The 21799-nt window shown below is 51.5% G+C and carries 25 protein-coding genes, 1 tRNA gene and 2 pseudogenes; 13 read left to right on the forward strand and 15 right to left on the reverse strand.

Features of this window, described 5'->3' with window-relative positions; genetic code table 11:
- The first annotated feature begins 427 nt into the window (after nt 1-427).
- Nucleotides 428-1063, forward strand: coding sequence for a transcriptional regulator RcsA (rcsA, locus tag AC6I8J_RS11265; RefSeq protein WP_010247685.1), 636 nt, complete (start codon nt 428-430; stop codon nt 1061-1063).
- A 140-nt stretch (nt 1064-1203) separates the two neighbouring features.
- Nucleotides 1204-2910 (forward strand): methyl-accepting chemotaxis protein, encoded by a 1707-nt coding sequence (locus AC6I8J_RS11270; protein ID WP_497825362.1) that lies wholly within the window; start codon nt 1204-1206, stop codon nt 2908-2910.
- A gap of 105 nt (nt 2911-3015) precedes the next feature.
- Here the strand turns inward: AC6I8J_RS11270 and dsrB are convergent, their stop codons facing one another.
- Entirely contained in the window at nt 3016-3210 is a 195-nt protein-coding gene (dsrB, locus tag AC6I8J_RS11275; RefSeq protein WP_013358293.1) for a protein DsrB, read from the reverse strand.
- 62 nt (nt 3211-3272) lie between these two features.
- Nucleotides 3273-3431, reverse strand: coding sequence for a YqaE/Pmp3 family membrane protein (locus AC6I8J_RS11280; RefSeq protein WP_013358294.1), 159 nt, complete (start codon nt 3429-3431; stop codon nt 3273-3275).
- A gap of 316 nt (nt 3432-3747) precedes the next feature.
- Between AC6I8J_RS11280 and AC6I8J_RS11285 the strand changes: the two genes are divergently transcribed.
- From AC6I8J_RS11285 to AC6I8J_RS11295, 3 genes are all read left to right on the forward strand, one after another.
- The gene (locus AC6I8J_RS11285; protein WP_013358295.1) at nt 3748-3981 is read left to right on the forward strand and encodes a DUF2525 domain-containing protein; all 234 of its coding nucleotides are present in this window, start codon (nt 3748-3750) and stop codon (nt 3979-3981) included.
- Between the two features lie 353 nt (nt 3982-4334).
- A complete protein-coding gene (locus tag AC6I8J_RS11290) occupies nt 4335-5126 on the forward strand; it encodes a mannosyl-3-phosphoglycerate phosphatase-related protein (protein ID WP_161736205.1) in 792 nt (263 codons plus the stop codon).
- Between the two features lie 30 nt (nt 5127-5156).
- A complete protein-coding gene (locus AC6I8J_RS11295; protein WP_013358297.1) occupies nt 5157-6377 on the forward strand; it encodes a glycosyltransferase family protein in 1221 nt (406 codons plus the stop codon).
- 86 nt (nt 6378-6463) lie between these two features.
- Here the strand turns inward: AC6I8J_RS11295 and AC6I8J_RS11300 are convergent, their stop codons facing one another.
- The 5 genes from AC6I8J_RS11300 to AC6I8J_RS11320 all read right to left on the reverse strand — a co-directional run bounded on the left by AC6I8J_RS11300 (nt 6464) and on the right by AC6I8J_RS11320 (nt 8720).
- On the reverse strand, nt 6464-6643 hold the full coding sequence (locus tag AC6I8J_RS11300; RefSeq protein WP_161736204.1) for a YodC family protein: 180 nt from the start codon (nt 6641-6643) through the stop codon (nt 6464-6466).
- Nucleotides 6644-6825: 182 nt separating this feature from the next.
- The gene (locus tag AC6I8J_RS11305) at nt 6826-6957 is read right to left on the reverse strand and encodes a hypothetical protein (RefSeq protein ID WP_003854444.1); all 132 of its coding nucleotides are present in this window, start codon (nt 6955-6957) and stop codon (nt 6826-6828) included.
- Nucleotides 6958-6990: 33 nt separating this feature from the next.
- A complete protein-coding gene (locus tag AC6I8J_RS11310; RefSeq protein WP_161736203.1) occupies nt 6991-7902 on the reverse strand; it encodes a DUF808 domain-containing protein in 912 nt (303 codons plus the stop codon).
- A 10-nt stretch (nt 7903-7912) separates the two neighbouring features.
- A complete protein-coding gene (locus AC6I8J_RS11315; RefSeq protein ID WP_090959971.1) occupies nt 7913-8188 on the reverse strand; it encodes a hypothetical protein in 276 nt (91 codons plus the stop codon).
- 52 nt (nt 8189-8240) lie between these two features.
- Nucleotides 8241-8720 (reverse strand): very short patch repair endonuclease, encoded by a 480-nt coding sequence (locus AC6I8J_RS11320; protein ID WP_161736202.1) that lies wholly within the window; start codon nt 8718-8720, stop codon nt 8241-8243.
- A gap of 190 nt (nt 8721-8910) precedes the next feature.
- Between AC6I8J_RS11320 and dcm the strand changes: the two genes are divergently transcribed.
- Nucleotides 8911-10296, forward strand: a complete 1386-nt coding sequence (gene dcm, locus AC6I8J_RS11325) for a DNA (cytosine-5-)-methyltransferase (protein WP_497825363.1) — start codon at nt 8911-8913, stop codon at nt 10294-10296.
- Nucleotides 10297-10566: 270 nt separating this feature from the next.
- On the opposite strand, the gene AC6I8J_RS11330 is transcribed toward dcm, so the two are convergent.
- Together AC6I8J_RS11330 and AC6I8J_RS11335 are read right to left on the reverse strand one after the other, a co-directional pair.
- Nucleotides 10567-10848 carry an Arc family DNA-binding protein gene (locus AC6I8J_RS11330; protein ID WP_161736200.1) on the reverse strand — a complete coding sequence of 94 codons (282 nt, stop codon included), beginning with the start codon at nt 10846-10848 and terminating at the stop codon, nt 10567-10569.
- A gap of 72 nt (nt 10849-10920) precedes the next feature.
- Entirely contained in the window at nt 10921-11625 is a 705-nt protein-coding gene (locus AC6I8J_RS11335) for a phosphohydrolase (protein WP_161736199.1), read from the reverse strand.
- 611 nt (nt 11626-12236) lie between these two features.
- Between AC6I8J_RS11335 and AC6I8J_RS11340 the strand changes: the two genes are divergently transcribed.
- The 3 genes from AC6I8J_RS11340 (at nt 12237) to AC6I8J_RS11350 (ending at nt 14042) form a co-directional block, all read left to right on the forward strand.
- Nucleotides 12237-12914, forward strand: a complete 678-nt coding sequence (locus AC6I8J_RS11340) for an ASCH domain-containing protein (RefSeq protein ID WP_161736198.1) — start codon at nt 12237-12239, stop codon at nt 12912-12914.
- Between the two features lie 172 nt (nt 12915-13086).
- Complete coding sequence (mtfA, locus tag AC6I8J_RS11345) at nt 13087-13863, forward strand: DgsA anti-repressor MtfA (RefSeq protein WP_202605051.1); 777 nt, start codon at nt 13087-13089, stop codon at nt 13861-13863.
- A gap of 103 nt (nt 13864-13966) precedes the next feature.
- A tRNA-Asn gene (locus AC6I8J_RS11350) sits at nt 13967-14042 on the forward strand.
- Between the two features lie 195 nt (nt 14043-14237).
- Here the strand turns inward: AC6I8J_RS11350 and AC6I8J_RS11355 are convergent.
- Nucleotides 14238-14498, reverse strand: a pseudogene (locus AC6I8J_RS11355) (LysM peptidoglycan-binding domain-containing protein); the annotation flags it as partial.
- 152 nt (nt 14499-14650) lie between these two features.
- Here AC6I8J_RS11355 and AC6I8J_RS11360 point away from each other — a divergent pair.
- On the forward strand, nt 14651-14911 hold the full coding sequence (locus AC6I8J_RS11360) for a GlsB/YeaQ/YmgE family stress response membrane protein (protein ID WP_041456944.1): 261 nt from the start codon (nt 14651-14653) through the stop codon (nt 14909-14911).
- A 25-nt stretch (nt 14912-14936) separates the two neighbouring features.
- The gene (locus tag AC6I8J_RS11365; protein WP_161736195.1) at nt 14937-15317 is read left to right on the forward strand and encodes a YidB family protein; all 381 of its coding nucleotides are present in this window, start codon (nt 14937-14939) and stop codon (nt 15315-15317) included.
- Nucleotides 15318-15952: 635 nt separating this feature from the next.
- Here the strand turns inward: AC6I8J_RS11365 and AC6I8J_RS11370 are convergent.
- A complete protein-coding gene (locus AC6I8J_RS11370; RefSeq protein WP_480265886.1) occupies nt 15953-16390 on the reverse strand; it encodes a DUF6392 family protein in 438 nt (145 codons plus the stop codon).
- Nucleotides 16390-18078 (reverse strand): VENN motif pre-toxin domain-containing protein, encoded by a 1689-nt coding sequence (locus tag AC6I8J_RS11375; protein ID WP_497825364.1) that lies wholly within the window; start codon nt 18076-18078, stop codon nt 16390-16392. Before AC6I8J_RS11375 ends, AC6I8J_RS11370 begins: the two co-directional genes overlap by 1 nt.
- Nucleotides 18079-18449: 371 nt before the next feature.
- Here AC6I8J_RS11375 and AC6I8J_RS11380 point away from each other — a divergent pair, with 371 nt between their 5' ends.
- Nucleotides 18450-18680 (forward strand): SymE family type I addiction module toxin, encoded by a 231-nt coding sequence (locus tag AC6I8J_RS11380; protein ID WP_497825365.1) that lies wholly within the window; start codon nt 18450-18452, stop codon nt 18678-18680.
- A gap of 42 nt (nt 18681-18722) precedes the next feature.
- Here the strand turns inward: AC6I8J_RS11380 and AC6I8J_RS11385 are convergent, their stop codons facing one another.
- From AC6I8J_RS11385 to AC6I8J_RS11395, 3 genes and pseudogenes are all read right to left on the reverse strand, one after another.
- Nucleotides 18723-19190, reverse strand: coding sequence for an SMI1/KNR4 family protein (locus tag AC6I8J_RS11385; protein WP_497825366.1), 468 nt, complete (start codon nt 19188-19190; stop codon nt 18723-18725).
- A 3-nt stretch (nt 19191-19193) separates the two neighbouring features.
- The gene (locus tag AC6I8J_RS11390; RefSeq protein ID WP_161736531.1) at nt 19194-19853 is read right to left on the reverse strand and encodes an HNH/ENDO VII family nuclease; all 660 of its coding nucleotides are present in this window, start codon (nt 19851-19853) and stop codon (nt 19194-19196) included.
- A gap of 105 nt (nt 19854-19958) precedes the next feature.
- A pseudogene (locus AC6I8J_RS11395) lies at nt 19959-21500 on the reverse strand (hemagglutinin repeat-containing protein); the annotation flags it as partial.
- Between the two features lie 49 nt (nt 21501-21549).
- Between AC6I8J_RS11395 and AC6I8J_RS11400 the strand changes: the two are divergent.
- A complete protein-coding gene (locus tag AC6I8J_RS11400; protein ID WP_497825367.1) occupies nt 21550-21774 on the forward strand; it encodes a SymE family type I addiction module toxin in 225 nt (74 codons plus the stop codon).
- The last annotated feature ends 25 nt before the right edge of the window (nt 21775-21799 follow it).

Below are 21799 nucleotides of genomic sequence, written 5' to 3' on the forward strand. Positions count from 1 at the left end.
ATGCAAAACTGGCAATACACTGAATTCACAGGGAAAAAAACTTTAAGTGATTTTTCTTGTTAAAAAATGTTTTTTCCGGCATTGTCATCGCACGCTGAGACTTCACACTTTCGTAAAACAAATGTTTTTGAGAATTGTCCTATCAGAAAACTTCCTGTTTTCAGGGATAGTGACACAGCTCTCAAAAAATGAGCTTTACTGAATCTCCGGCACTTCACTGGCATTCCCCGCCATTGCCGGAGAATGTGTGACGTCATGGCAGCACAAATTTTTTGCAGAACGGGTCAGGGATGAAGACTTTTACGGGCGTTTGCCTGTTGCCACACTGCACGAGCAGAATAAAAAAGTACCTAAGAAATCTCTCTCGTACCGCAACGCGTATTCATCGTTGATTTAAACGGATAACAAATTGGTGAGGGTCGCTATTATGCCAACTATTATTATGGATTCCTGCAACTACACACGCCTGGGATTATCAGACTACATGTCTTTAAAGGGAGTTAAGAAGAAAAATATCTCTTCTGTCTCCGATATTGAGCAACTACAGCAAAAATGTGAGCAATTAAATCCTGGTGTCGTCTTTATTAATGAAGATTGTTTCATTCATGAGTCAGATTCCAGTGAACGTATCCGCAGTATTATTACGCAGCATCCTGATACGCTGTTCTTTATATTCATGGCGATTAGCAATATCCATTTTGAGGAATATCTCTACGTTCGTAAGAACCTGATTATTACATCAAAATCGATGAAGACATCGACCCTGGATTCCTTACTCAGCACCTATTTGCAGAAGAAGCTTAACCAGTCTGCGCGCATCTCTTCGGGCATGGATGTTCACCCGCTGACGCTGAGCCAGACTGAGTCAAACATGCTGAAGATGTGGATGTCAGGTCATGACACCATTCAGATCTCAGATAAAATGCAAATTAAGGCCAAAACGGTATCGTCACACAAAGGTAATATTAAACGCAAAATCAAAACCCATAATAAACAGGTTATTTATCATGTGGTGCGTTTAACCGATAATGTGACCTCGGGTATTTACGTTAATATTCGCTGATCGTCAGACCTGAAGAACCGGCCTTAATGGCCGGTTTTTTTTGCGCTGAATTGGGATCCAGGTCTCACTCTTGCTCCTAAGCCTTTACACTCTTTTGCCGATGTTAAGCCTTATAACAACAGCCTCAAGAGAGCAAGGATATGAACACTGCATTAGATAATAATGGACATAAAAGCGCTGGCATCTGGCAGAATCTCCGCCTGATGCCGCTGTTTAGCCTGATCTTCGGCGGCATATTGCTGCTGTTCGCACTCTGTATTGGTATCGCCAGTTACTTTCTTATCTCAAGCAACCACTCTCTCAATGATGCTACGGACGAAATCCAGGTTCGCATGGGCCTCGCTAACAGTTCCAACCACCTGCGTACGGCACGCCTGACCATTATTCAGGCCGGTGCCGCCGCGCGTATTGGTGAAATGGACGCGTTTCGCGCCAACGTGGCGGCTGCTGAAAAACGGATTCAGCAGGCTAAAGAGGGGTTTGCGGTCTATCAGGCACGTGAAGTGAAGACCCCCGCTGACGTTGAACTGGATGCCACGCTGCAGGCACGCTTCAACGATTACATCAATAAAGGCCTGATACCCATGATTAATGCCGGTAAACAGGGCAGCTTTGAGGGCATTATCGCCCAGGAGACGGACGTTACCCGCAGGCTGGATGATGACTATAACGCAGTGTTACTGAAGGCGATCAAAATTCGTACTGACCGCGCGAATGCTATTACTGCCGAAGCCGATCATCTGTCACGCATTGGCTTTATCTCGATGGCCGTGGCGTTTAGTGCCGCGCTGGTGCTGGTGCTGCTGACCTTTGTCTTCCTGCGACGCGTGGTGATTAACCCGCTGCGTCAGTCGGTGATGCGTATCGAACGCATTGCGCAGGGCGATCTGACCTCTGTTCCCCTGCCCTATGGCCGCAGTGAGATTGGTACGCTGATCCACAACCTGCAGCTGATGCAGCAGGCGCTGGTCACCACCGTCGGAACGGTGCGTGAAGGTGCTGTGGCGATTTATCAGGGCTCCAGCGAAATTTCAGCTGGTAACACCGATCTCTCTTCACGCACCGAGCAGCAGGCGGCAGCACTGGAGCAGACCGCTGCCAGCATGGAACAGCTCACCGCCACGGTAAAACAGAACGCCGAGAATGCCCATCACGCCAGCCAGCTGGCCGCGGATGCCTCTGGCAAGGCGCGCAGCGGGGGTGATCTGGTCGATAGCGTGGTGAAAACCATGACCAACATTTCCGGCAGCTCAAAGAAAATCGCTGAGATCACTAACGTCATTAACAGCATCGCGTTCCAGACCAACATCCTGGCGCTGAACGCAGCGGTTGAAGCAGCGCGCGCCGGTGAACAGGGTCGCGGCTTTGCGGTGGTGGCAAGCGAAGTGCGCAATCTGGCCCAGCGTAGTGCGCAGGCGGCCAAAGAGATTGAATCCCTGATTGCTGAGTCGGTCACGCTGATTAATGACGGTTCGCATCAGGTTGGCGCAGCGGGCAGTACCATGGGTGAGATTGTCGAGGCGGTACGTCGCGTCACCGATATTATGTCGGAAATCGCCGCGGCATCGGACGAACAGAGCCGGGGTATTCAGCAGGTGAGCCAGGCGGTCACTGAGATGGACAACGTCACACAGCAGAACGCCTCGCTGGTGGAAGAAGCCTCAGCAGCAGCAGCCTCGCTGGAAGATCAGGCGGGCAAACTGACACAGGCGGTAGCGGCATTCCGTCTGCAGGATTCGCCTGCCACGAAAAGTGTGGCCGCGCGCGTCACATCACCAGCCAAAACATCCGCTCTGACACCGCGCCCGGCGCTGACCACCGGTAGTGATAACTGGGAAACCTTCTGACGCCAGGCAGGTAACTGGCAGCGGCTGTTGTCGACGGCAGCGGCGCTGAATGCAAAAAAGCCCCGTTACGTTTAACGTAACGGGGCTTTTTTATGCATGTCAGGCTCAGGCGTCGTGGTAAGGCTCGACGAAAATACCATCCGGCTGCTGCGTTTCATTAAAAAACCAGATGCCTAATGGATAATCTTCCAGCGCGACCAGAAACATGGTGCCTTCATTAAATGGCTCCATAGCCAGAATGGTGCCAACGCGACGCGGGCCGCCATCGGTTTTGACGCTGACGCGGTCATTTACCTTCATTTCGGTTCTCCTGATTATTTACTGCGTACAGTCTAAACGAAGAACCGGCGCGATGCAGCGCGTTAGCGGCGGGCAATGACCCAGACGGCATGAACGATACCAGGGATGTAACCACAGATCGTCAGCAGAATATTCAGCCAGAAAGCACCACCAAAACCGACCTGCATAAACACACCCAGCGGTGGCAGCAGAATTGCGATAATAATTCTTAAGATGTCCATAACCATTCCTTTAGGTATTGAAAAAAATCAGCTTTATCATCAACTATAGCCGAATCTGCTCTGTTCAAGGGCAAAGTCAGGTAAATCTGAGTAAGGACCATTTTTGCAATTTCTTAACATTTCACCGCAAGACTTCTTACGCGCCTGGCCTTTACACTTCCTCCACTGCACCACCCCCATAGGTGCAGCCACAACCTGAAGTAACAAGGATTTTGCCCGCGCAGCGCGGGCTTTTTTTTGCCTGCGATCTGCCCGGTCCCCTCTTTCTGCCCCGCGTTCTATACTGATTATTCTGTTTGCTCTCAGGAGTCAGAAAATGACAGACGAAAAGCAGCACACCGATATGCCGGCGTCCGATTTGAAGGTGGATGTTGAGGGTTTACTGGCGGCGATTCAGGCGAAAACGTCAGGAGAGATACGGGAATATATGGAGCAGGGCCAGATGCCACGGCTCGAAGTTGAAGGTCAGATATTCCACTCCTATACCGAACTGGCAGAAGCGTTTGAAATCGACATCTGTGACTATCGCGCCTATGAAGCTAACCGCTGAAATCGATTTCAAAAAAATACCCGGCGGGAAGGCCGGGTAAAAATTCAATTCGTTACACCAGGGAATTCTTAACACCTATGCAGATTACGCGATCGCGTCACCGAAACAAGTATCAGATATGCACGTTTTTGCAACGAACCGGGTCGTTGTAAGGCTATAGTTACCGAAAACACCGGGCCAGCCAGTGACTTAGCGCCTGCACATTTCTTGTATCCCCCGTTTTCCCCTCTTCTCTTTTAAGATTTATCCTGGATTTTCAGCCGGCGTGGCAGGAAAAAAAGTGTGAGCCATATTCAACTATAATATTGAAAAATCGCTGCTTTAGCCGCGAACGTGATGAAAGGAGCCTGTTAATGCCCGATCTTCAACAGCCGTTAATGATTATTACCGATCTCGATGGTTCGCTACTGGACCACCATACCTATCGCTGGGATGCGGCCACGGAGTGGCTCACCACACTAAAACAGTCCGCTATTCCGCTGGTGATCTGTTCCAGTAAGACGGCAGCCGAAATCATTCCGCTGCAAAAAAAACTTGGGATCAGTGGTTCACCCTTTATTGCCGAGAACGGTGCCGTGCTTCAGCTGCAGGATCAGCAGCGTATCCGTCTGCCTGATAACACGCTGACTTATGACGCTCTCTGCCAGCGGCTGGCTGCATTGAAAACAGCCTACCGCTTTACCGGCTTTCATGATTTCTCCGATCCGGAAGTGGCCTCAATGACCGGACTGAGTGAGGGAGATGCCGCGCTGGCACGCCAGCGCGACGCCTCTGAAGTGATTGTCTGGCGCGACAGCGATGAAGCTTTCGATAGCTTTCAGGAGGCACTGCGTGCTGAAGGGCTGGCGCTGACGCAGGGCGGACGTTTCTGGCATGTCATGCCAGCAGGCTGCGGCAAAGGTGAAGCGCTGCGCTGGCTGCTGGATCATGCCCCCGGTGAAGCGCCCATCACAATTGGTCTCGGTGACGGGCCGAATGATGCGCCGATGCTGGATGCAGTTGATTATGCCGTCGTGATTAAGGGCTACAGTAAAACACCGGTAACACTCAGCCGGACCGATCAGCAGCAGGTCTATCACACCGCTCACCATGGCCCCGAAGGCTGGCGTGAAGGGCTGGACTATTTTTTGACTCAACCTCAATAAGCTGCCCACGGGCATTAAAAGGATGATGCGATGAGTGACTTTTATCAGAATGGCGTAATCACCAACTTCCACAACCTTACCCACCGCAGCGTGGAGTCGCTGGAAAAAGAGATGGTTCGCTTTGCCCGCAAACGCAAAATGGGGCTGATCCTGCCATCGCTGTTTTCCGAACTTGAAGGTCCGGCGCTGACGAAAATCGTTGATGAGCTGGCCAAAGTGCCTTATCTGGACGAAATTGTCATTGGTCTGGATCGTGCTGACCGCGATCAGTTCCTGTTTGCCCGCGAGTTCTTCTCCCGCCTGCCGCAACGGCATCGCATCCTGTGGAACGACGGCCCGCGTCTGAAAGCCATTGATGCGGAACTGGATAAAGAGGGTCTGTCGCCCACCAACCCCGGCAAAGGCCGTAACGTCTGGTTCTGCACCGGTTATACGCTGGCGTCAGATCGCACCAGCTGTGTGGCGCTGCATGACTGCGATATCGTCACGTATGAACGTGGCATGCTGGCCCGCCTGCTCTACCCGCTGGCCAACCCGGCGTTTCAGTATGAGTTCTGTAAGGGCTTCTACGCGCGCGTCGCGGATGGCAAGCTGAATGGCCGCGTCGGCCGTCTGCTGGTCGGGCCGCTGCTGCGCTCACTACAGAAAGTGTATGGCCATTCGGAATACCTGGATTACCTGACAAGCTTCCGCTATCCGCTCTCTGGCGAGTTCGCCATGCGAACGCATGTGCTGAACGGCATCAAGATCCCCGGCGACTGGGGACTGGAGATTGGCGTGCTGTCGGAGATTTATCGTAACTACACCACCCGCCAGTCGTGCCAGGTTGAGATCGCCGATAACTACGATCACAAGCATCAGCCGCTGGCAGAAGATGATGGCACCGGCGGCCTGAAGCGCATGAGCAGTGATATTGTCCAGTCACTGCTGCGCAAGCTCGCCACCATGGGTGTGCCGCTGACCAGCGACTCGTTCCGGGTGCTGAAAGCAACCTATTATCGTAATGCGCTGGATATGATGGAGACCTACAATCACGAAGCGGCAATGAACGGGCTGAAGTTTGATCAGCATGTGGAAGAGGCTGCGGTAGAGATGTTTACCCAGTCGATTCTGGAAGCAGGTCAGGCGTTTATTGAGCGTCCTAACGATAAGCCGTTTATACCGAGCTGGAGTCGTGTCCAGTCAGCCTTCCCGGATGTGCTGCAGCGAATCTATCAGGCGGTTGAAGAGGATAACGACGGTAACGTCTGAAAACAGGGCGGCACAGGGAGTGTGCCGGGCCATAGGCAGTCAGAAACCGGGCCTGGCGGGTCGCAGAACCCACAGGCCTGATGCTGTCAGCCCGCCAGTTGTTGTGCCGGATTCAGGGCGCAGAGTTCATCGCTGCGAAAAGCCTCGCTGCGCACGGCAAAGCCGTCATACCAGCGGCACTCCACCATGCCACTCGCGTAGCCGGTCACCACCATCGTCTGCCCCTCTTCCTTATGCTGCACTTCTTCACTGATTGCGAAAACCATAATGCGCTCCTTTCATGCGTGTTATTAACCTGAGTGATTATTTTCTTTATAGCAGGCAAAGCCGACCCTTGCCTGTTAAGGCACGCAAAAAAAGGGCGAATTCAGAATTAAGCAGCTGGATATGCGGAATATAAAAAAAGCGGATAAAACTTATCCGCTTTTATGAAGTGTTGACGCTGACGTCAGATTTTACAGCCTTCGCAATCGGCTTCGTCACCGAGATCATCCGGCACTTCGCTGGCTTTTTTCTCTGCTTTCGCTTCAGCCTGCTCAAGTTGTGCGTCGATATCAAATTCAAACATGTCGTCGTTCATCGTCATTCTCCTGACCTTTAATCACAGTGCGCTTTATACCGATTTTCCGCGCACTCTGGCAATAAGGTTGACCACTAACAGCACGATCGACCCAATGATAAAGCCGAGCACCAGGTTAGCGCCGTTGCTGAGCAGCATCGCGATCCAGCTGCTGAAGCCACTGCTGACTTCCTCTATCAGATGATGCAGCGGCGTGATGCCATGCACCACGATGCCGCCGCCGACCAGGAACATGGCGATGGTGCCGACTACCGAGAGGATCTTCATCAGCCAGGGCGCGGCGGCCAGCAGCACACTGCCGATACCCTGCGCAACGCGCGACGGCTTTTCACGCAGCCAGAAACCGAGGTCATCAATTTTCACGATGGCCGCCACGATGCCGTAAACGCCTACCGTAACCAGAATTGCGATGCCCGCAAGGATAATCACCTGGTTGAGCAGCGGCGATTCCGATACGATGCCTAAGGTAATCGCAACAATTTCGGCTGACAGAATGAAATCGGTGCGCACTGCGCCCTTGATCTTCTTCTTCTCAAACTCGGCCGCATTCTGATTCGCCAGCGACTCGAGTCGCTGCTGACGCGCTTCCGGTGATTTGCTCTGCTTGTCATGCTGCAGACTGTGCATTACCTTCTCCACGCCTTCGTAGCAGAGATAGGCACCGCCAATCATCAGCAGCGGCGTAATCAGCCAGGGCGCAAACGCGGAGATAATCAGCGCCAGTGGCACCAGGATCAGTTTGTTAAGAAACGATCCTTTGGCAACGCCCCATACTACCGGCAGCTCACGGTTGGCTTTGACGCCGCTGACCTGCTGAGCATTCAGCGACAGATCGTCGCCCAGTACGCCAGCAGTCTTTTTCGCCGCCACTTTCCCCATGACGGAAATATCGTCCAGAAGTGTTGCAATATCATCAAGTAAAGTCAGTAAACTGGTTCCCGCCAAAATCTTATCCTTAGTCTGGTTCGTTATGTTGACAACATGGGCAGCGCTCAATTTCCGTAACAGTCATCTCCGCGATGCCCTCACAATCCCACTCTACCCGCACCGTCTCGCCTGCTGCTCCTTCAGCATGCAGATATTTGCTGACCGGGCTTTCAGTCATACCGGTGATCTCCTCCGTGGCGATAAGCCTGTCACCACAGTAAACCCGCGCGGTCGCTTTGGTATTCACCATCCGCTCGTCACGAATCTGGTAAAGGCGTTTTACCGTCAGTTTTATGCTGCTCATTTCAGGATCCTTGCCACGGAGAAAGCGCCGATCTAACCAATTATGTCTCTGATTAGCAATCGGCGTTGTAATGATGAATGCCCTGATGGTCGATCTCCGCACTCTCCGGCATCGCCAGCAGCCACTCCTCCAGCCGCTCCAGCAGATCCTGATCCGCCAGGCGCAGTTTGCCACGTAGCGCACACTCCCAGATGATCAGCACTTTCCAGCCGCTTTCCTGCAGCTGGCGCACATAACGCCGGTCACGTTCAACATTGCTGTTAATTTTTCCGGTCCAGAATTCTGTGCGCGTCGCCGGCAGCTTAAACAGATAGCAGTGATGACGATGCCAGAAGCAGCCATGAACAAAAATAATCGCCTGCTGTTCGGTCAGAACAAAATCAGGCCGTCCCGGCAGATTTTTATCCTGCACGCGAAAACTGAATCCCCGATCTTTCAGCAGCAGCGCAATACGTTGCTCAATGGCCGTATCCTGAGCGCGAATGGCACGCATATTTTTGCTGCGTGTTTCGCTGGAGTGAACATCAGCCATAACGTCTCCTTTTTTGCTGGTTCTGTAACTTTAGCCTGCGCCGCGAAAAGCGAAAGCTGTCGCCGGACGACTTCGGAGATTACGCCGCAAAAACAGAACTTTCCGGCGGTCTGACACAGGGCACATCCCGGCAATTTCCTCGCAGCCTCTGGAGTGTTAGCATAGGCTCCTTACTGTTAAGGAAAAACGCATGCATCCCGCCGCCCTCGCTGAACCACTCTCTGCTGCACTTTCATCTGCTGATGCGTCTGAACTCTTTAGACAGGTGCTGGACATCTATTCGGTTCGTGATCTCACGGCCCGACTGCAGCAGGCAGGATTTTCCTGCTGGACGCCGGCCCTGCTGAACCGGATTCGTCAGGGTAAAAGCGTCCTGCCACCGCTGTGTGAGGCGGAGCTGTCGCTGTTGCAGAGTCTGCTGCCGACCCGGCCCGCCCACTATGATAACCCTGAGTTTCGTTTTATCGATCTCTTTGCCGGGATTGGCGGCATCCGTAAAGGATTCGAGGCGATCGGCGGTAAGTGTGTGTTCACCAGTGAATGGAATAAAGAGGCGGTTCGCACTTACAAAGCCAATCACTACAGCGATCCGCTGGAGCATCACTTCAATACCGATATTCGTCAGGTGACCCAGCCTGAAGGTCTGACTGACGATGAAGCGATATACCGCGCGATTGATGCGGCAATCCCTGACCATCAGGTGCTGCTGGCCGGTTTTCCCTGCCAGCCTTTTTCGCTGGCGGGGGTCAGCAAGAAAAATGCGCTGGGCCGCGCCCACGGGTTTGAGTGTCAGGTACAGGGCACGCTGTTTTTCGATGTTGCGCGCATTCTGGCTGCCAAGAAGCCGCCATTTTTTGTGCTGGAGAATGTGAAAAACCTCAAAAGCCACGATAAGGGCCGCACCTTCGCCATTATCATGGAGACGCTGGATGAGCTGGGCTATGACGTGGCCGATGCCGGAGCCAGCAGCCCCGATGCCAAAGTGATCGATGCGCGCAACTTCCTGCCGCAGCATCGCGAACGCATTGTGCTGGTGGGGATTCGCCGTGACCTGAAAAAGCAGGACTTTACGCTGCGCGATATCCGCCGTTTCTACCCGGCGCAGGTCCCCAGCCTGCAGAGCCTGCTGGAGAGTGCGCCGGACGACAAATATATCCTGTCACCGGTGCTGTGGCGCTACCTCTACCAGTATGCGAAAAAACATAAAGCCAAAGGTAATGGCTTTGGCTTTGGCCTCAACGATCCGCGCAATCCTGACTGCTGCGTGCGGACGCTGTCAGCGCGTTACTACAAAGATGGCTCAGAGATTCTGATTGATCGCGGCTGGGACAGTGCGCTGGGCGAAGCGGAGTTTCAGGATGCGGATAATATGGCGCGTCGACCACGCCGCCTTTCCCCGCGCGAATGCGCGCGCCTGATGGGCTTTGATGTGCCGGGTCGCGAGCCGTTCCGCATTCCGGTTTCAGATACCCAGGCCTATAAGCAGTTTGGTAACTCGGTGGTGGTGCCGGTGTTTGCAGCGGTGGCTCAGCTGTTGCTGCCGCATATTCGTCAGTTGAAGTCGTCATCGAACTGAAATAAAAAAACCCGTCTTGCGACGGGTTTCAGGTTTCTGTAAAACCTGGCCAGATTAGCGGTGAGAACGAGCCTGCTCAGGGAACAGGGTCAGATCGGAAAGACGCAAAAACTGTCATCCATGACCGCTCGGCCCGCGCCGTCCATGGCGCGGGACGCTTTCCTTATCTGACCCTGTTCCCTGCGCGCTGAGGTATTGAGTTGCGGCCAGATTTAGCGGGTTTCATCAAACCCTGAAATGAAAAAACCCGTCTGGCGACGGGTTTCTGTTTTATTTTTTCTTCTTGCTCTGCTTCTTCAGCAGCAGCCGAATCTGCTTCAGCTCTGTTGCACTTAATGCATCGGTCTTCACGTCAGCGGCACTGGATCCCTCAGTCCCCTCTTCAGTGATGTCCTGATTATCAATGGCGGGATGCGGATGCGTTTCGAGACTGGCCTGCAAACGCTGCACAATTTCCTGGCTCATTGAAACCTGGTTTTCCAGCGCCAGCTGTTTAATCGTTTCTTTCAGTTCGGGATCAATTTTAATCGTTAAATTAACAGTTTCGGTCATCGGGCAGCTCCTTTTTGTTATTGCTCACACGCTACCGGATGACCGTATCGATTAACATACTGTCATAAAAATTTAATATTCAGTTTTCAATGGAGTAAAATCCCGCAGCACGCCCTCATCCATCCCCACCAGATTGCCCTGAAGCTCGGCATACAGCTTCGCCATATAGCGCACCAGGAAATCGGCGTTATGCTCAGCCAGCATGCGGCCGGTTTCGGTATGCATGGTTTCCGGCAGGCGCAGCAGCTTCTTCTGGAAATGGTCCAGCGTCCACTTAACATCATTCAGCTCGCGATCTTTACCCAGCGGATCCTGACTGTCGAATAATGGACGATTCAGTGCACCGGCCGTGTAAAAGACCCGCGCCAGCCCGATTGCGCCCAGCGATTCGAGCCTGTCTGCATCCTGAACGATTCTGGCTTCGAGCGTCTCTGGCGGGATACCGGCGCTGAAACTGTGGGTTTTAACTGCATGCATCACGGCATCAATCTTTTCTGCCGGGAAATCGAGAAAATCCTGCTGCAGAATGCGCTGCGTTTCCGCGGCTGCATACGTTGAGGCGAGATGCCGTTCCGGATGATTCTTTGGAAGATTCACTACATCATGAAAATAGCAGGCGGTGAGCACCACCAGCGGGTCCGCCTTCGTGCCTGTCATGATTCGCTGCGCGCTCATCCAGACGCGTCGCAGATGGGCGATATCGTGCGCGCCGTCGTCGTGGATCCAGTTCGCCTGAAACCAGCTTTCATAGCGGGATTGCCAGAGTGTGAGTGACATAATCTATCTCCCTGTAGTGATCGACAGCGGATTCTCTGTCGTGATCAGTGCGCAAACGGCAAGCCATCATAGCGACTGGCTAATGACACCTTTTTTACAGTGCTGTTGAAAAGAGCAGTGCTGCCAGCTATTTCGGGCAGAAAAATGAGATCTGGATCATCTGTATAGCATCTCTGTTACATAAATACCGCAATTTCGGCGGTTTTAAGCCTTTCCTCAGTGAATTGCTGCTAAGAAAATTAGTTTAACAGCAGTAATGTTTGATTCATTCTCAACCAGCTAAACCTGTCGGGCTTAACCTTTTTTTGTCACGCATTTAATTGTAAAAGTGTGGGCAATAGCAGGTGAAAAAATCTGAAAAGGTTCCTATTTTTACCGTTATAACGTACTGTATCCGGGCTGTTCGTCGCGTTCTGCCGATTGCGTGATAAGCTTTGGTGCGCTTTTTGCATTTTGCTGGTTTTTAACACCCAACGTGACAATTTTGAAGTGACTGTCAGGCGACAAATTATTAAGCAAAATGATTTAAAGCTTTTATGATAATTCTCAGATGTGAAGCAAATGGACGTTTACAGCAGTAACCGGGTTCTACTAATAAAAAGAGGTAATCCATGAAAGAACGGCCGATTCTTTTTTCCGAACAGCGTGTTCGTGCCCTGTTGGTTGGCCAGCAAACACAAACCCGGCGCATTATGAAAACTCAGGCTTTCGGGCCGGGGCAGGATCATCACGAGGGCGTACATGCTTTTGATGTGAGTGCTAACCATCTGCATGGCTACAAGATGATGTCGATGGCGGACATCAGCTATCAGTGCCCCTACGGCAAGCCGGGTGACATCCTCTGGGTGCGTGAAACCTGGCGTGGCCCGATGGTGCCAGAAAGCGATCTGGCCGAATATGAACGTGATCCGACGCCGTTTCGCCTGCCGGAATATTGCCAGTATCGTGCCGACAGCAATGAGCTGGGTCAGCATGCGATGAGCACCCCGGAAGCCGAAGAGTTTGGCTGGCAGACCGCCATCCACATGCCGCGCTGGGCCAGTCGTATCAACCTCGAAATCACCGGCGTGCGCGCGGAGAAGATTCAGGATATCAGTGAAGATGACATTATGGCGGAGGGCGTACAGACCGACTCGCATTTCCTTAATAACTTCTTCACCATGAACGTTAATTCTGAGTCGCCTAAAGAGGCGTATCGTAAAGCCTGGGAAAAGCAGTATGGCGCAACCAGCTGGGAAGTGAATCCCTGGGTCTGGGTCATTGAATTTCAGCGCGTTGAACGCAGGTAATCCCTCAACCCTGCGCTTTGCGGGTTGAATCACAGACAACGGCTGCGCTAACGGGTTGAATAGACAGCCTTCAGCCCTGAAGTCAGACAGAAGATGCCAGCATTCGATGCTGGCATTTTTATGTCTGCCGCGTCAGGATAACGACATAGCCCGGTTCTGTGCAGGAGTTGCGATGTTTAAATGGCCCTGGAAAACGCATAACGACACCATGCTGGCGGCCCTGCCGTGGCAACAGGGGCTGTCACAGCCTGTCTTCAGCCCGCTGGATGAGGCTGAACAGCAGGCGCTGGTGGAGCTGGCAAGGCGCTTTCTGCAACAGAAAAAACTGGTGCCTCTCGGGGGTGCTCAACTGGATGAACTGCGCAGCGTGCGGATCGCCCTGCTCTTCTCTCTGCCAGTGCTGAAGCTGGGTCTGGAGTGGCTGGACGGTTTTCATGAGGTGCTGATCTATCCCGAGCCGTTTGAGGTTGACGATCAGTGGCAGGATGAAGATGGGCTGGTTCACAGCGCACCTGCCGTTCATGCCGGACAGAGCTGGACCCAGGGACCGGTCGTCCTCAACTGGCTCGATATTCAGGATTCATTCGATCTCTCCGGCTTTAATCTGGTGATTCATGAGGTGGCACACAAACTGGATGCGCGCGGCAGCGGTTATACCAGCGGTGTTCCGGTCATGCCGCTGCGTGACGTAGCCCAGTGGGAAAAGGATTTGCGAGCCGCGATGGCAGAGATTGAGAGTGAAGTGGAACTGGCAGGCGAACAGGCTGCGACCATTGATCCCTACGCCGCCAGCGATCCGGCAGAGTGTTTCGCTGTACTCTCTGAATATTTCTTTACGGCTCCGCTTCTGCTGGCAGAACGTTTTCCCGCCATGTATCAGCATCTGCGCCAGTTTTACCAGCAGGATCCCCTGAGCCGGATGACATCTGAAACGGCTCAAACTGCTTAAATCCCGATCGCATTGCGTTAAAGCTAGCCAGTTGAATGATAATGTCTTTTTTGCTGTTGACACCTCAGTGCGACGCCGCTAATATTCGCCTCGTTCAAACGATTCCTCTGTAGTTCAGTCGGTAGAACGGCGGACTGTTAATCCGTATGTCACTGGTTCGAGTCCAGTCAGAGGAGCCAGAATTAGAAAAGCCCGCTCAGGGAAACCTGAGCGGGCTTTTTGCTTTTCAGTACTCCCGATTTTCTCGTTCTTTCTGATTAGCATCCGGATCCGCCTGCTGTTACCTGCATATTCCTGGTGAATCCGGCGGTTATAAATGCAAGAAACCAGCCGGGCAATCCCTGCTCTGGCTGGCTCGTACTCCCGGCGAATTATTACTCAGGAATAGTCAATACCTGACCCGGCGCAATTTTATCCGGGTTGCTGAGGATATTTTTATTCGCCTCAAAGATTTTCATATATTTTGATGCGTCATTATAAAGTTGCTTAGCGATTGCGCTGAGCGTGTCCCCGGATTTCACCGTATATGTGCGAACACCTGATATTGAGGCATCAGTCTTATTCTCAACATTTTTATCAACGCTATGTAACAACTCATCGCCAATATTTTTAATATTATCCAGAATGCTCATAATTACTCCCCTATCGTTTCCGATACGTTTAGTTTAATTAAAAAAACAGGATTGCCAGACAAATACTACGCGGCGTACGATACACCTGCTTTTATGTTTCGGATTAAACCACTGCTAAACGTGCAGTAATTTATATAAAAAGAAGGATGGTAATGATGGGTATATTGTCATGGGTTGTATTTGGTCTGCTCGCCGGTATTATCGCCAGATGTATTATGCCAGGTAAAGAACATATGGGCATTTTCATGACCATGATTCTGGGTATTATCGGCGCACTGATTGGCGGTGTCGCCAGTACGGCTCTGGGCTTTGGCAAGGTCAGTGGTTTCAATATTTACAGCATTGCGATTGCAACCCTGGGTTCAATTATTGTGCTGTTTGTCATTCATAAAATCAGAGCATGTAAACAGTCTTAAGCGATCACTATTCAGGGGAAATAAAATGAGTTTATTGGAAACGGTGCTGGCGATGTGCGGCCTGAATACTCAGACCAGTCAGGAAGTGAAAGGTGTACTGGAGTGGGTGGAACAGCAAGGCGGTTTACACACCATCGTAAGCCATCTTCAGAGCGGTGAGTACAGCGAGGTGGTTAACTCCTGGCTGGGCGATCAGCAGAACGTTGCCCTGAGCAGCGATCTGGTGAAGAAGATGATTAACTCCGAAGCGATTGAGCAACTGGCTGCGCGGATGGGTATCAACACCAGCGATGCACTGAACCTGCTGGCAAAATATCTGCCACAGCTGGTGGATAAAGCGTCATCTGCAGGTGTGATTGATAAAAAAGCCGATCTCACCGGGCTGGTCAGTCAGTTAATGCACTGAGTATGATGCAATTGGGAGATAAAAGCCTGCTGCGAAAGTATGAGGCTTTTATCTTTTAGATTTGGGGAAGATGCGGAAGAATTTTCAATAGATGGCCTTAATATTTATCATAGGTCATTTTAGAAAGTATTCAAATTTATCTTCACAGCAAAATTTTATATCCTGTTGCTTTGTCCGTTAGAAAATCTGGATAATTTTATCAAATCGCTTTCCGAGCCTTTTTTTTGATAAATCTGAATGATGCCATGTTATTTTTATTGGCCTTCCAATCTGTACTCAGGCGATCCCATAAGGAATCCAGATCCCTGCCATATTATGGACCAAAATCCATCAACTCAGTCAGAGTACTATAAACATCAGATTCTGTATGTATATCATGACCATCTATGATTAAATTGCTATTACTTATCGCATTTATCCATTGAAAGAGCTTATTCAGTCATTTCCACAAGCTCTGGGTGCAGACTGGATGCGGTATAACAGAGGCAATAAGAGTAGCCCGATCATCGAGGTAGGAAGTGAGCTTAAAAATTTGTAATCATTCATGATGAAATTATGGATTTTCACACAGCCATCGCCTCATTCAACCGATCATTTCTGCCTTAAATGATCGGCGTTACGGATTAGATAGGAATTTATACCGATCTCATAAGAGTAACCCTGGATAATCTATCATTCTGATTAAATTGTAGATGTAGCTTATATCCCTCTTTTTCATACCTTATCCAACGATCAATATAACCCATAAGTGCATCCATTTTTCCACCACCAGAATCTAAGGGGTGGCCTAGCATTTGAACAGCCTTATGCTCCGAACTATCAATTGATAATGGTAAATCCCCTTCATACTCAGAAAACCCCTCATCCTTTGTTGCGTAAAATGTAATTTGATCGATAATTTTATCTTCTAACAAAAATAAAACACCAGACTGTAAAAATGAATAGTAGCTCCTGTCACCTAAAACACTCTCCTCAATCTTAGGCAACTCATTAAAATCACTTGAAATATTAATAAAATTATCATCGAATTTTTTGCAGCCTAATAACTTAATAAACTCATCCCACATCAACATTATTTTGTTACTCCTGTTTGAGAATTTCTTTTTTTGATTTCTATTATAGCATCATCAACAAGTTTAGGATCATATCCTCGGTTTAGCATATTTTTTCTATGTAAATCTGTATCGCGACATTCTGCACCACAAAGATCTATGGCATCTTGTTTTATTAGGGATGGCGTATTTTTACCACCATAAGTACGGCCTGCCTGATGTACATCTTTAGGTACTTCAATAGCTGTTGCATTATTGTATAGGCTTTTTTCTTCAGTTGGAGTTAACTTTCTTCCCAACTCATTTTCTTTTGCCTGACGAATAGCAGCAAATGATGGGATATGATCGTGCTCCAGTCCATCACCAACCACGGCACGATCTTTGAGTTCTTTAAATGAACCAACATCTAGCGGCTTAACTGCCTGAATTTGATCACTGGCCTTATTAATCAACTTCGATGCTTCAGCCACATCCCCTTTCTTCAGCGCCGTTTCTGCGGCCTTGATGACCTTTCCTGCCGCATCACCTGCGCCGGGTATAATACCGATTGCAGCCGCAAGATAATCCAGCGCACTCCGCGCCTCGGCAAAACTCTTGATGTCGCCTACAACCGGCACGAAGTCAGCGCCCAGTAACGCTGTATCTTTCAGCGCCTCACGCCGCTCTTCGTACATTTTCACCGAGCAGGCTTCGGCGCTCATCCCGTCGCAGTTGGCCTTCCTATAGCGTTCGTTTTCGACCTCAACGTACTCACCAGCCTTCTGCTCAACCGTTTTGCCTTCAGCCTGCGCCTGAGCTATATCAGCGAGAGAGTTGTTCTCAACCGCATTCTTCCCTGCAATCGCGCCGCCCGTCGCCGCAGCACTGCTGTTGCCCGCCATGCCGCCCGCCAGTCCTGCCGCCAGCGTGCCCAGCAGGCTCAGTTGCTCACGGTCTTCCTGCCCCAGTGCCGCTATCTTCTCCGGCGTGTCCGCGCCCCAGTATTTCTCTGCGATGTAGCGGGTGGCAAGCTCGCCGCTGAACGCCCCTGCCGCACCCGCCGCCGCACTTCCCCCGGACATCTGCGATGATACCGCACCCCACACCGCATGCGCCATGGCATTGGCTGCCACGTCAACGTTGCCGGAAGCGTCGGTCGTTTCCTTCTTAATCAGCTGCGCTGCCCACGGATTAAGGCCGCCTGCGACCGCCTGACCTGCATTGCCGGTTACCAGCCCCGTCAGGATGCTGCCAACCGTCTGTGCGACCTTCTGCGACGTGCTGCCGATACCCCACTGCTTTATCTCCGCCTGATACTCTGGCGAATCACGCATTTTCTCCAGCCACTCTCCCCACTGTTTTTCAGTTGCTCCGGCGGGCAGCGTTTCTGCGTTCTTCGCACTCTGCGCTTTCTCAAGCCCTCTGATATCGCCCATGGTTGTGACGATATTTGTCATCTGGCCGCTGATTTCACCGGCTAGCTGAGCGGTCTGAAGCCGCTTCTGCTCCTTCTCTTTGTCAAAGATCGCGCTGATGCTGCCGTTGGCATGTTCAGTATCACGGCTGAGCGCCGATACGTCCCGGGTCTGCCTGCTCTGATCGCGGACAATGAGAGTGCCATTTGCCACGGCGGCCCGGGTGGTGCCTTCGGCGTGCCCTTTATTATTCAGACCCGATAACAGCGTGCTGGCACTGTTGGAGGCGGCGTTAGCAAGCATCTGTTTACCCATGCCAGCGCCATTCGACAGCGCAATGCTGCCGCCGCTGTGACTGACTTTATAGTCAGCAGAGGCTCCATCCGCAATGCAGAGTCAAGGCGGGTTAACATGCATATACAGTATGAAAGTTTATCTTTAACGGATATTCCGGGAGGCTAAAGGAAGAAGGGATAAGCGAAATGCAGACCTGAAAAAAGAATCCGTTTTCAGAGTCATCTCGCAGTTTATTAATCAGCTTTCAGCGAGTTTGAGCAGCAGAAGGTGTATATTCAAACAGGAAAAAAATAGCATAGGAAGCGCATAACCAGCGATATTTAGCGCGGCTGAAGCGGGCGGCAACCCGCAGCAACCGCTGACCACAAGCAACTATCGAGGAGTTGATTATGGCTGACACGCATCATAAGCCAGAGACCCGCACGGCCACAACCGCCGCCAGTGAAACGCAGGCGCATTATTACAAAGTGGGATACCGGCCTGATAAAGGCCAGCCGAGCCCGCTGCCGCAGCTGACCATTAAAGGCCGCTGGCTGGAAGCGCGGGGATTTACCACCGGGCAGAAGATCGAGGTGATCCCGGAGATAGGGCAGCTGATTATCGGGCTGGCTGAGGAGTAGGCGGCAGGTAAAAATATCCCGGCGCGATGGCCGGGATATTTATTAATTTAATGCTGTAGATATCTGATCGAAGAAAAAATCACCAAAATCATCATAATATGGTTTAAAAGCAGCTTGTTGGTTTTTTATACCCGGCATCCACAGAAAAACTTTATTTTTCTCATCATTGCCGCAGTCTAACACAACGTAATCACCATCGCCTGTCGAATTTATAACTACATAGTTATTAGGTAAATTTGACTCCTGACGTTCCTTCATGGTTAACCATATAGCATCAGGTATTCCAGAGTTAATAAAATCTGCTTTGATGATTCCATAAAATTCCTGTCCTGCGATATCACCACAGCCTAGTTTTTCTAGGAAAAACCTATAACTATCAGGGAATTTAATACCTAGCGTTTTTTCCGCAAGAGTAATCAAACCGTCTTCTTTGGTTCCTTCAAAATCAGCACTATCCTGGTGCTGATTTATTAAAGAGATTGCTTTTTTAACGTTATCAATACTCATCATAACCTACTTTTTAAAATCAGTTGACCTTTGCTTCCAGTAATCAGAACGCCATTTATTAAATTCATTACGATTGATACCTGAAGGTATGCTGTTATCGTTAATATGAATAACGCTATGATTATCTTTATGGAAACTCTGAGTAACTTCTGCTATGGGGCCATCTTGTTTTTGCAGCATATGGTGAAGGTTTACTGATTGGCCATTTGCATCCAAAGGAGCCAATCCTTTCTCCATCCTTTGAATATTAGTTCTTCCTCTTGAATCTACTGCATTAGGATCAAACAAGTCATTCCTTTGGTAAACTTTATTTCCGTTAATGTTAACTGGATCAGCACTCCAGTATTTACGTTGCTGACCAAAATAGGTCGCTGATCCAACTTCATCACTGGCCTTATTTATTAGCTTAGAAGCTTCAGCAACATCCCCTTTCTTCAGCGCCGTTTCTGCGGCCTTGATGACCTTTCCTGCCGCATCTCCCGCGCCGGGAATTATACCGATTGCAGCCGCAAGATAATCAAGAGCCGACTGCGCTTCCGCAAAGCTCTTGATGTCGCCATAAACAGGTATAAAGTCGCTGCCAAACTCTGCACCCGCTGACGCCATATCTTTCAGCGCTTCACGCCGCTCAGTGTACATCTTCACCGAGCAGGCTTCTACGCTCATGCCGCCGCAGTTGGCCTCTTTATAGCGCTCGTTTTCGGCTTCAACCTGCTCACCGGCTTTCTGCTCCAGCGTTTTACCTTCAGACTGCGCTTGGGCGATATCGCCGAGAGAGTTATTCTCTACCGCATTCTTCCCGGCAATCGCGCCGCTCGTCGCCGCAGCACTGCTATTGCCAGCCATGCCGCCCGCCAGTCCTGCCGCCAGCGTGCCCAGCAGGCTCAGCTGCTCACGGTCTTCCTGCCCCAGTGCCGCTATCTTCTCCGGCGTGTCCGCGCCCCAGTATTTCTCTGCGATGTAGCGGGTGGCAAGCTCGCCGCTGAACGCCCCTGCCGCACCCGCCGCCGCACTTCCCCCGGACATCTGCGATGATACCGCACCCCACACCGCATGCGCCATGGCATTGGCTGCCACGTCAACGTTGCCGGAAGCGTCGGTCGTTTCCTTCTTAATCAGCTGCGCTGCCCACGGATTAAGGCCGCCTGCGACCGCCTGACCTGCATTGCCGGTTACCAGCCCCGTCAGGATGCTGCCAACCGTCTGTGCGACCTTCTGCGACGTGCTGCCGATACCCCACTGCTTTATCTCCTGCTGGTAAGCGTCACTTTGTCTCAGATCGTCCAGCCATTTCGTCCGGTCTTTCTCACTGGCATTTTCCTTCAGCGGTGCGGCGCTTTTCTTCGCCTCCTCAAGGCCTTTGATATCGCCCATGGTCGTGACGATATTTGTCATCTGGCCACTGATTTCACCGGCTAACTGAGCGGTCTGAAGCCGCTTCTGCTCTTTCTCTTTGTCAAAGATCGCGCTGATGCTGTCGTTAGCATGCTCAGTGTCACGGCTGAGCGCCGATACGTCCTGCTTCTGCCTGTTCTGATCGCGGACAATGATGGTGCCATTGGCCACGGCAGCCTGGGTGGTGCCTTCAGCGTGCCCTTTATTATTCAGACCCGATAACAGCGTGCTGGCACTGTTGGAGGCGGCGTTTGCAAGCATCTGTTTCCCCATGCCAGCGCCATTCGACAGCGCAATGCTGCCGCCGCTGTGACTGACTTTATAGTCAGCAGCGTTACCGATGTCGCTGAAGCCCAGCGTGCCGGTATCCAGACGGTTATCTGCGGCATCACCCTGGCTGGCAATCACTGCACCGTTAAGCTGCGTGTGATTGCCGACGGTGATATCGAAGCCGCCTTTACCGGCATAGATACCGCTTTGCTCCTGCACACTGTCGTAGTTGCTGTGCATTTTATCCTGATTGATGCTGGCATATCCGGAAGCCGTCATCGAACCAAAGGTAAAGCTGCCGCCCGCGCCGTAGCTGGTCTGTTTTGAATCGTAACGATCGCTGTCCTGCTGGCTGGTCAGGGTTAAATCGCGGCCTGCGTTTGCGATGACCTGGTCAGCGCTGACCTGAGCGCCCTCCAGTGTGGTGTCGCGCCCGCTGGTGAGGTTAAGTCTGCCGCCACTGTCCAGTGTGGTCTCAGTCCATCGCGTGCCGTTGCCGCTCTCTTTGCCTTTGGCGCCATTGATGCTGGCAAAAATACTGATGCCTGCACTGCCCTGGCCGGCACCCATACTGACGCCCACCCCGCCGCCGCTGCTGCTGTTCTTACCGCTGCTCTCCTGAGTATTTGCTGCGCCGGTCAGTAAAATTTCGAGCGCCCAAGCCCGCAGCCCATAACCAACTGCCAGGGGGTTGATTATGGGTGACACGCATCATAAGTCAGAGACCCACACGCCTAAAACCGCCACCAGTGAATCGCGGGCGCATCATTACAAAGTGAGCCATCGACCTGAAAAGGGCCAGCCGAACCCGCTGCCACAGCTCACCATCAAGGGCCGCTGGGTGGAAGCGCTGGGATTTAGGACCGGGCAGAAGATCGAGGTGATCACCGGGCAGGGACAGTTGATCATCCGGCCGGCCTAGGTGTAATCGATAGATAATCACATCC

The organism is Pantoea sp. X-Soil-ISGK-355, from assembly GCF_059730805.1.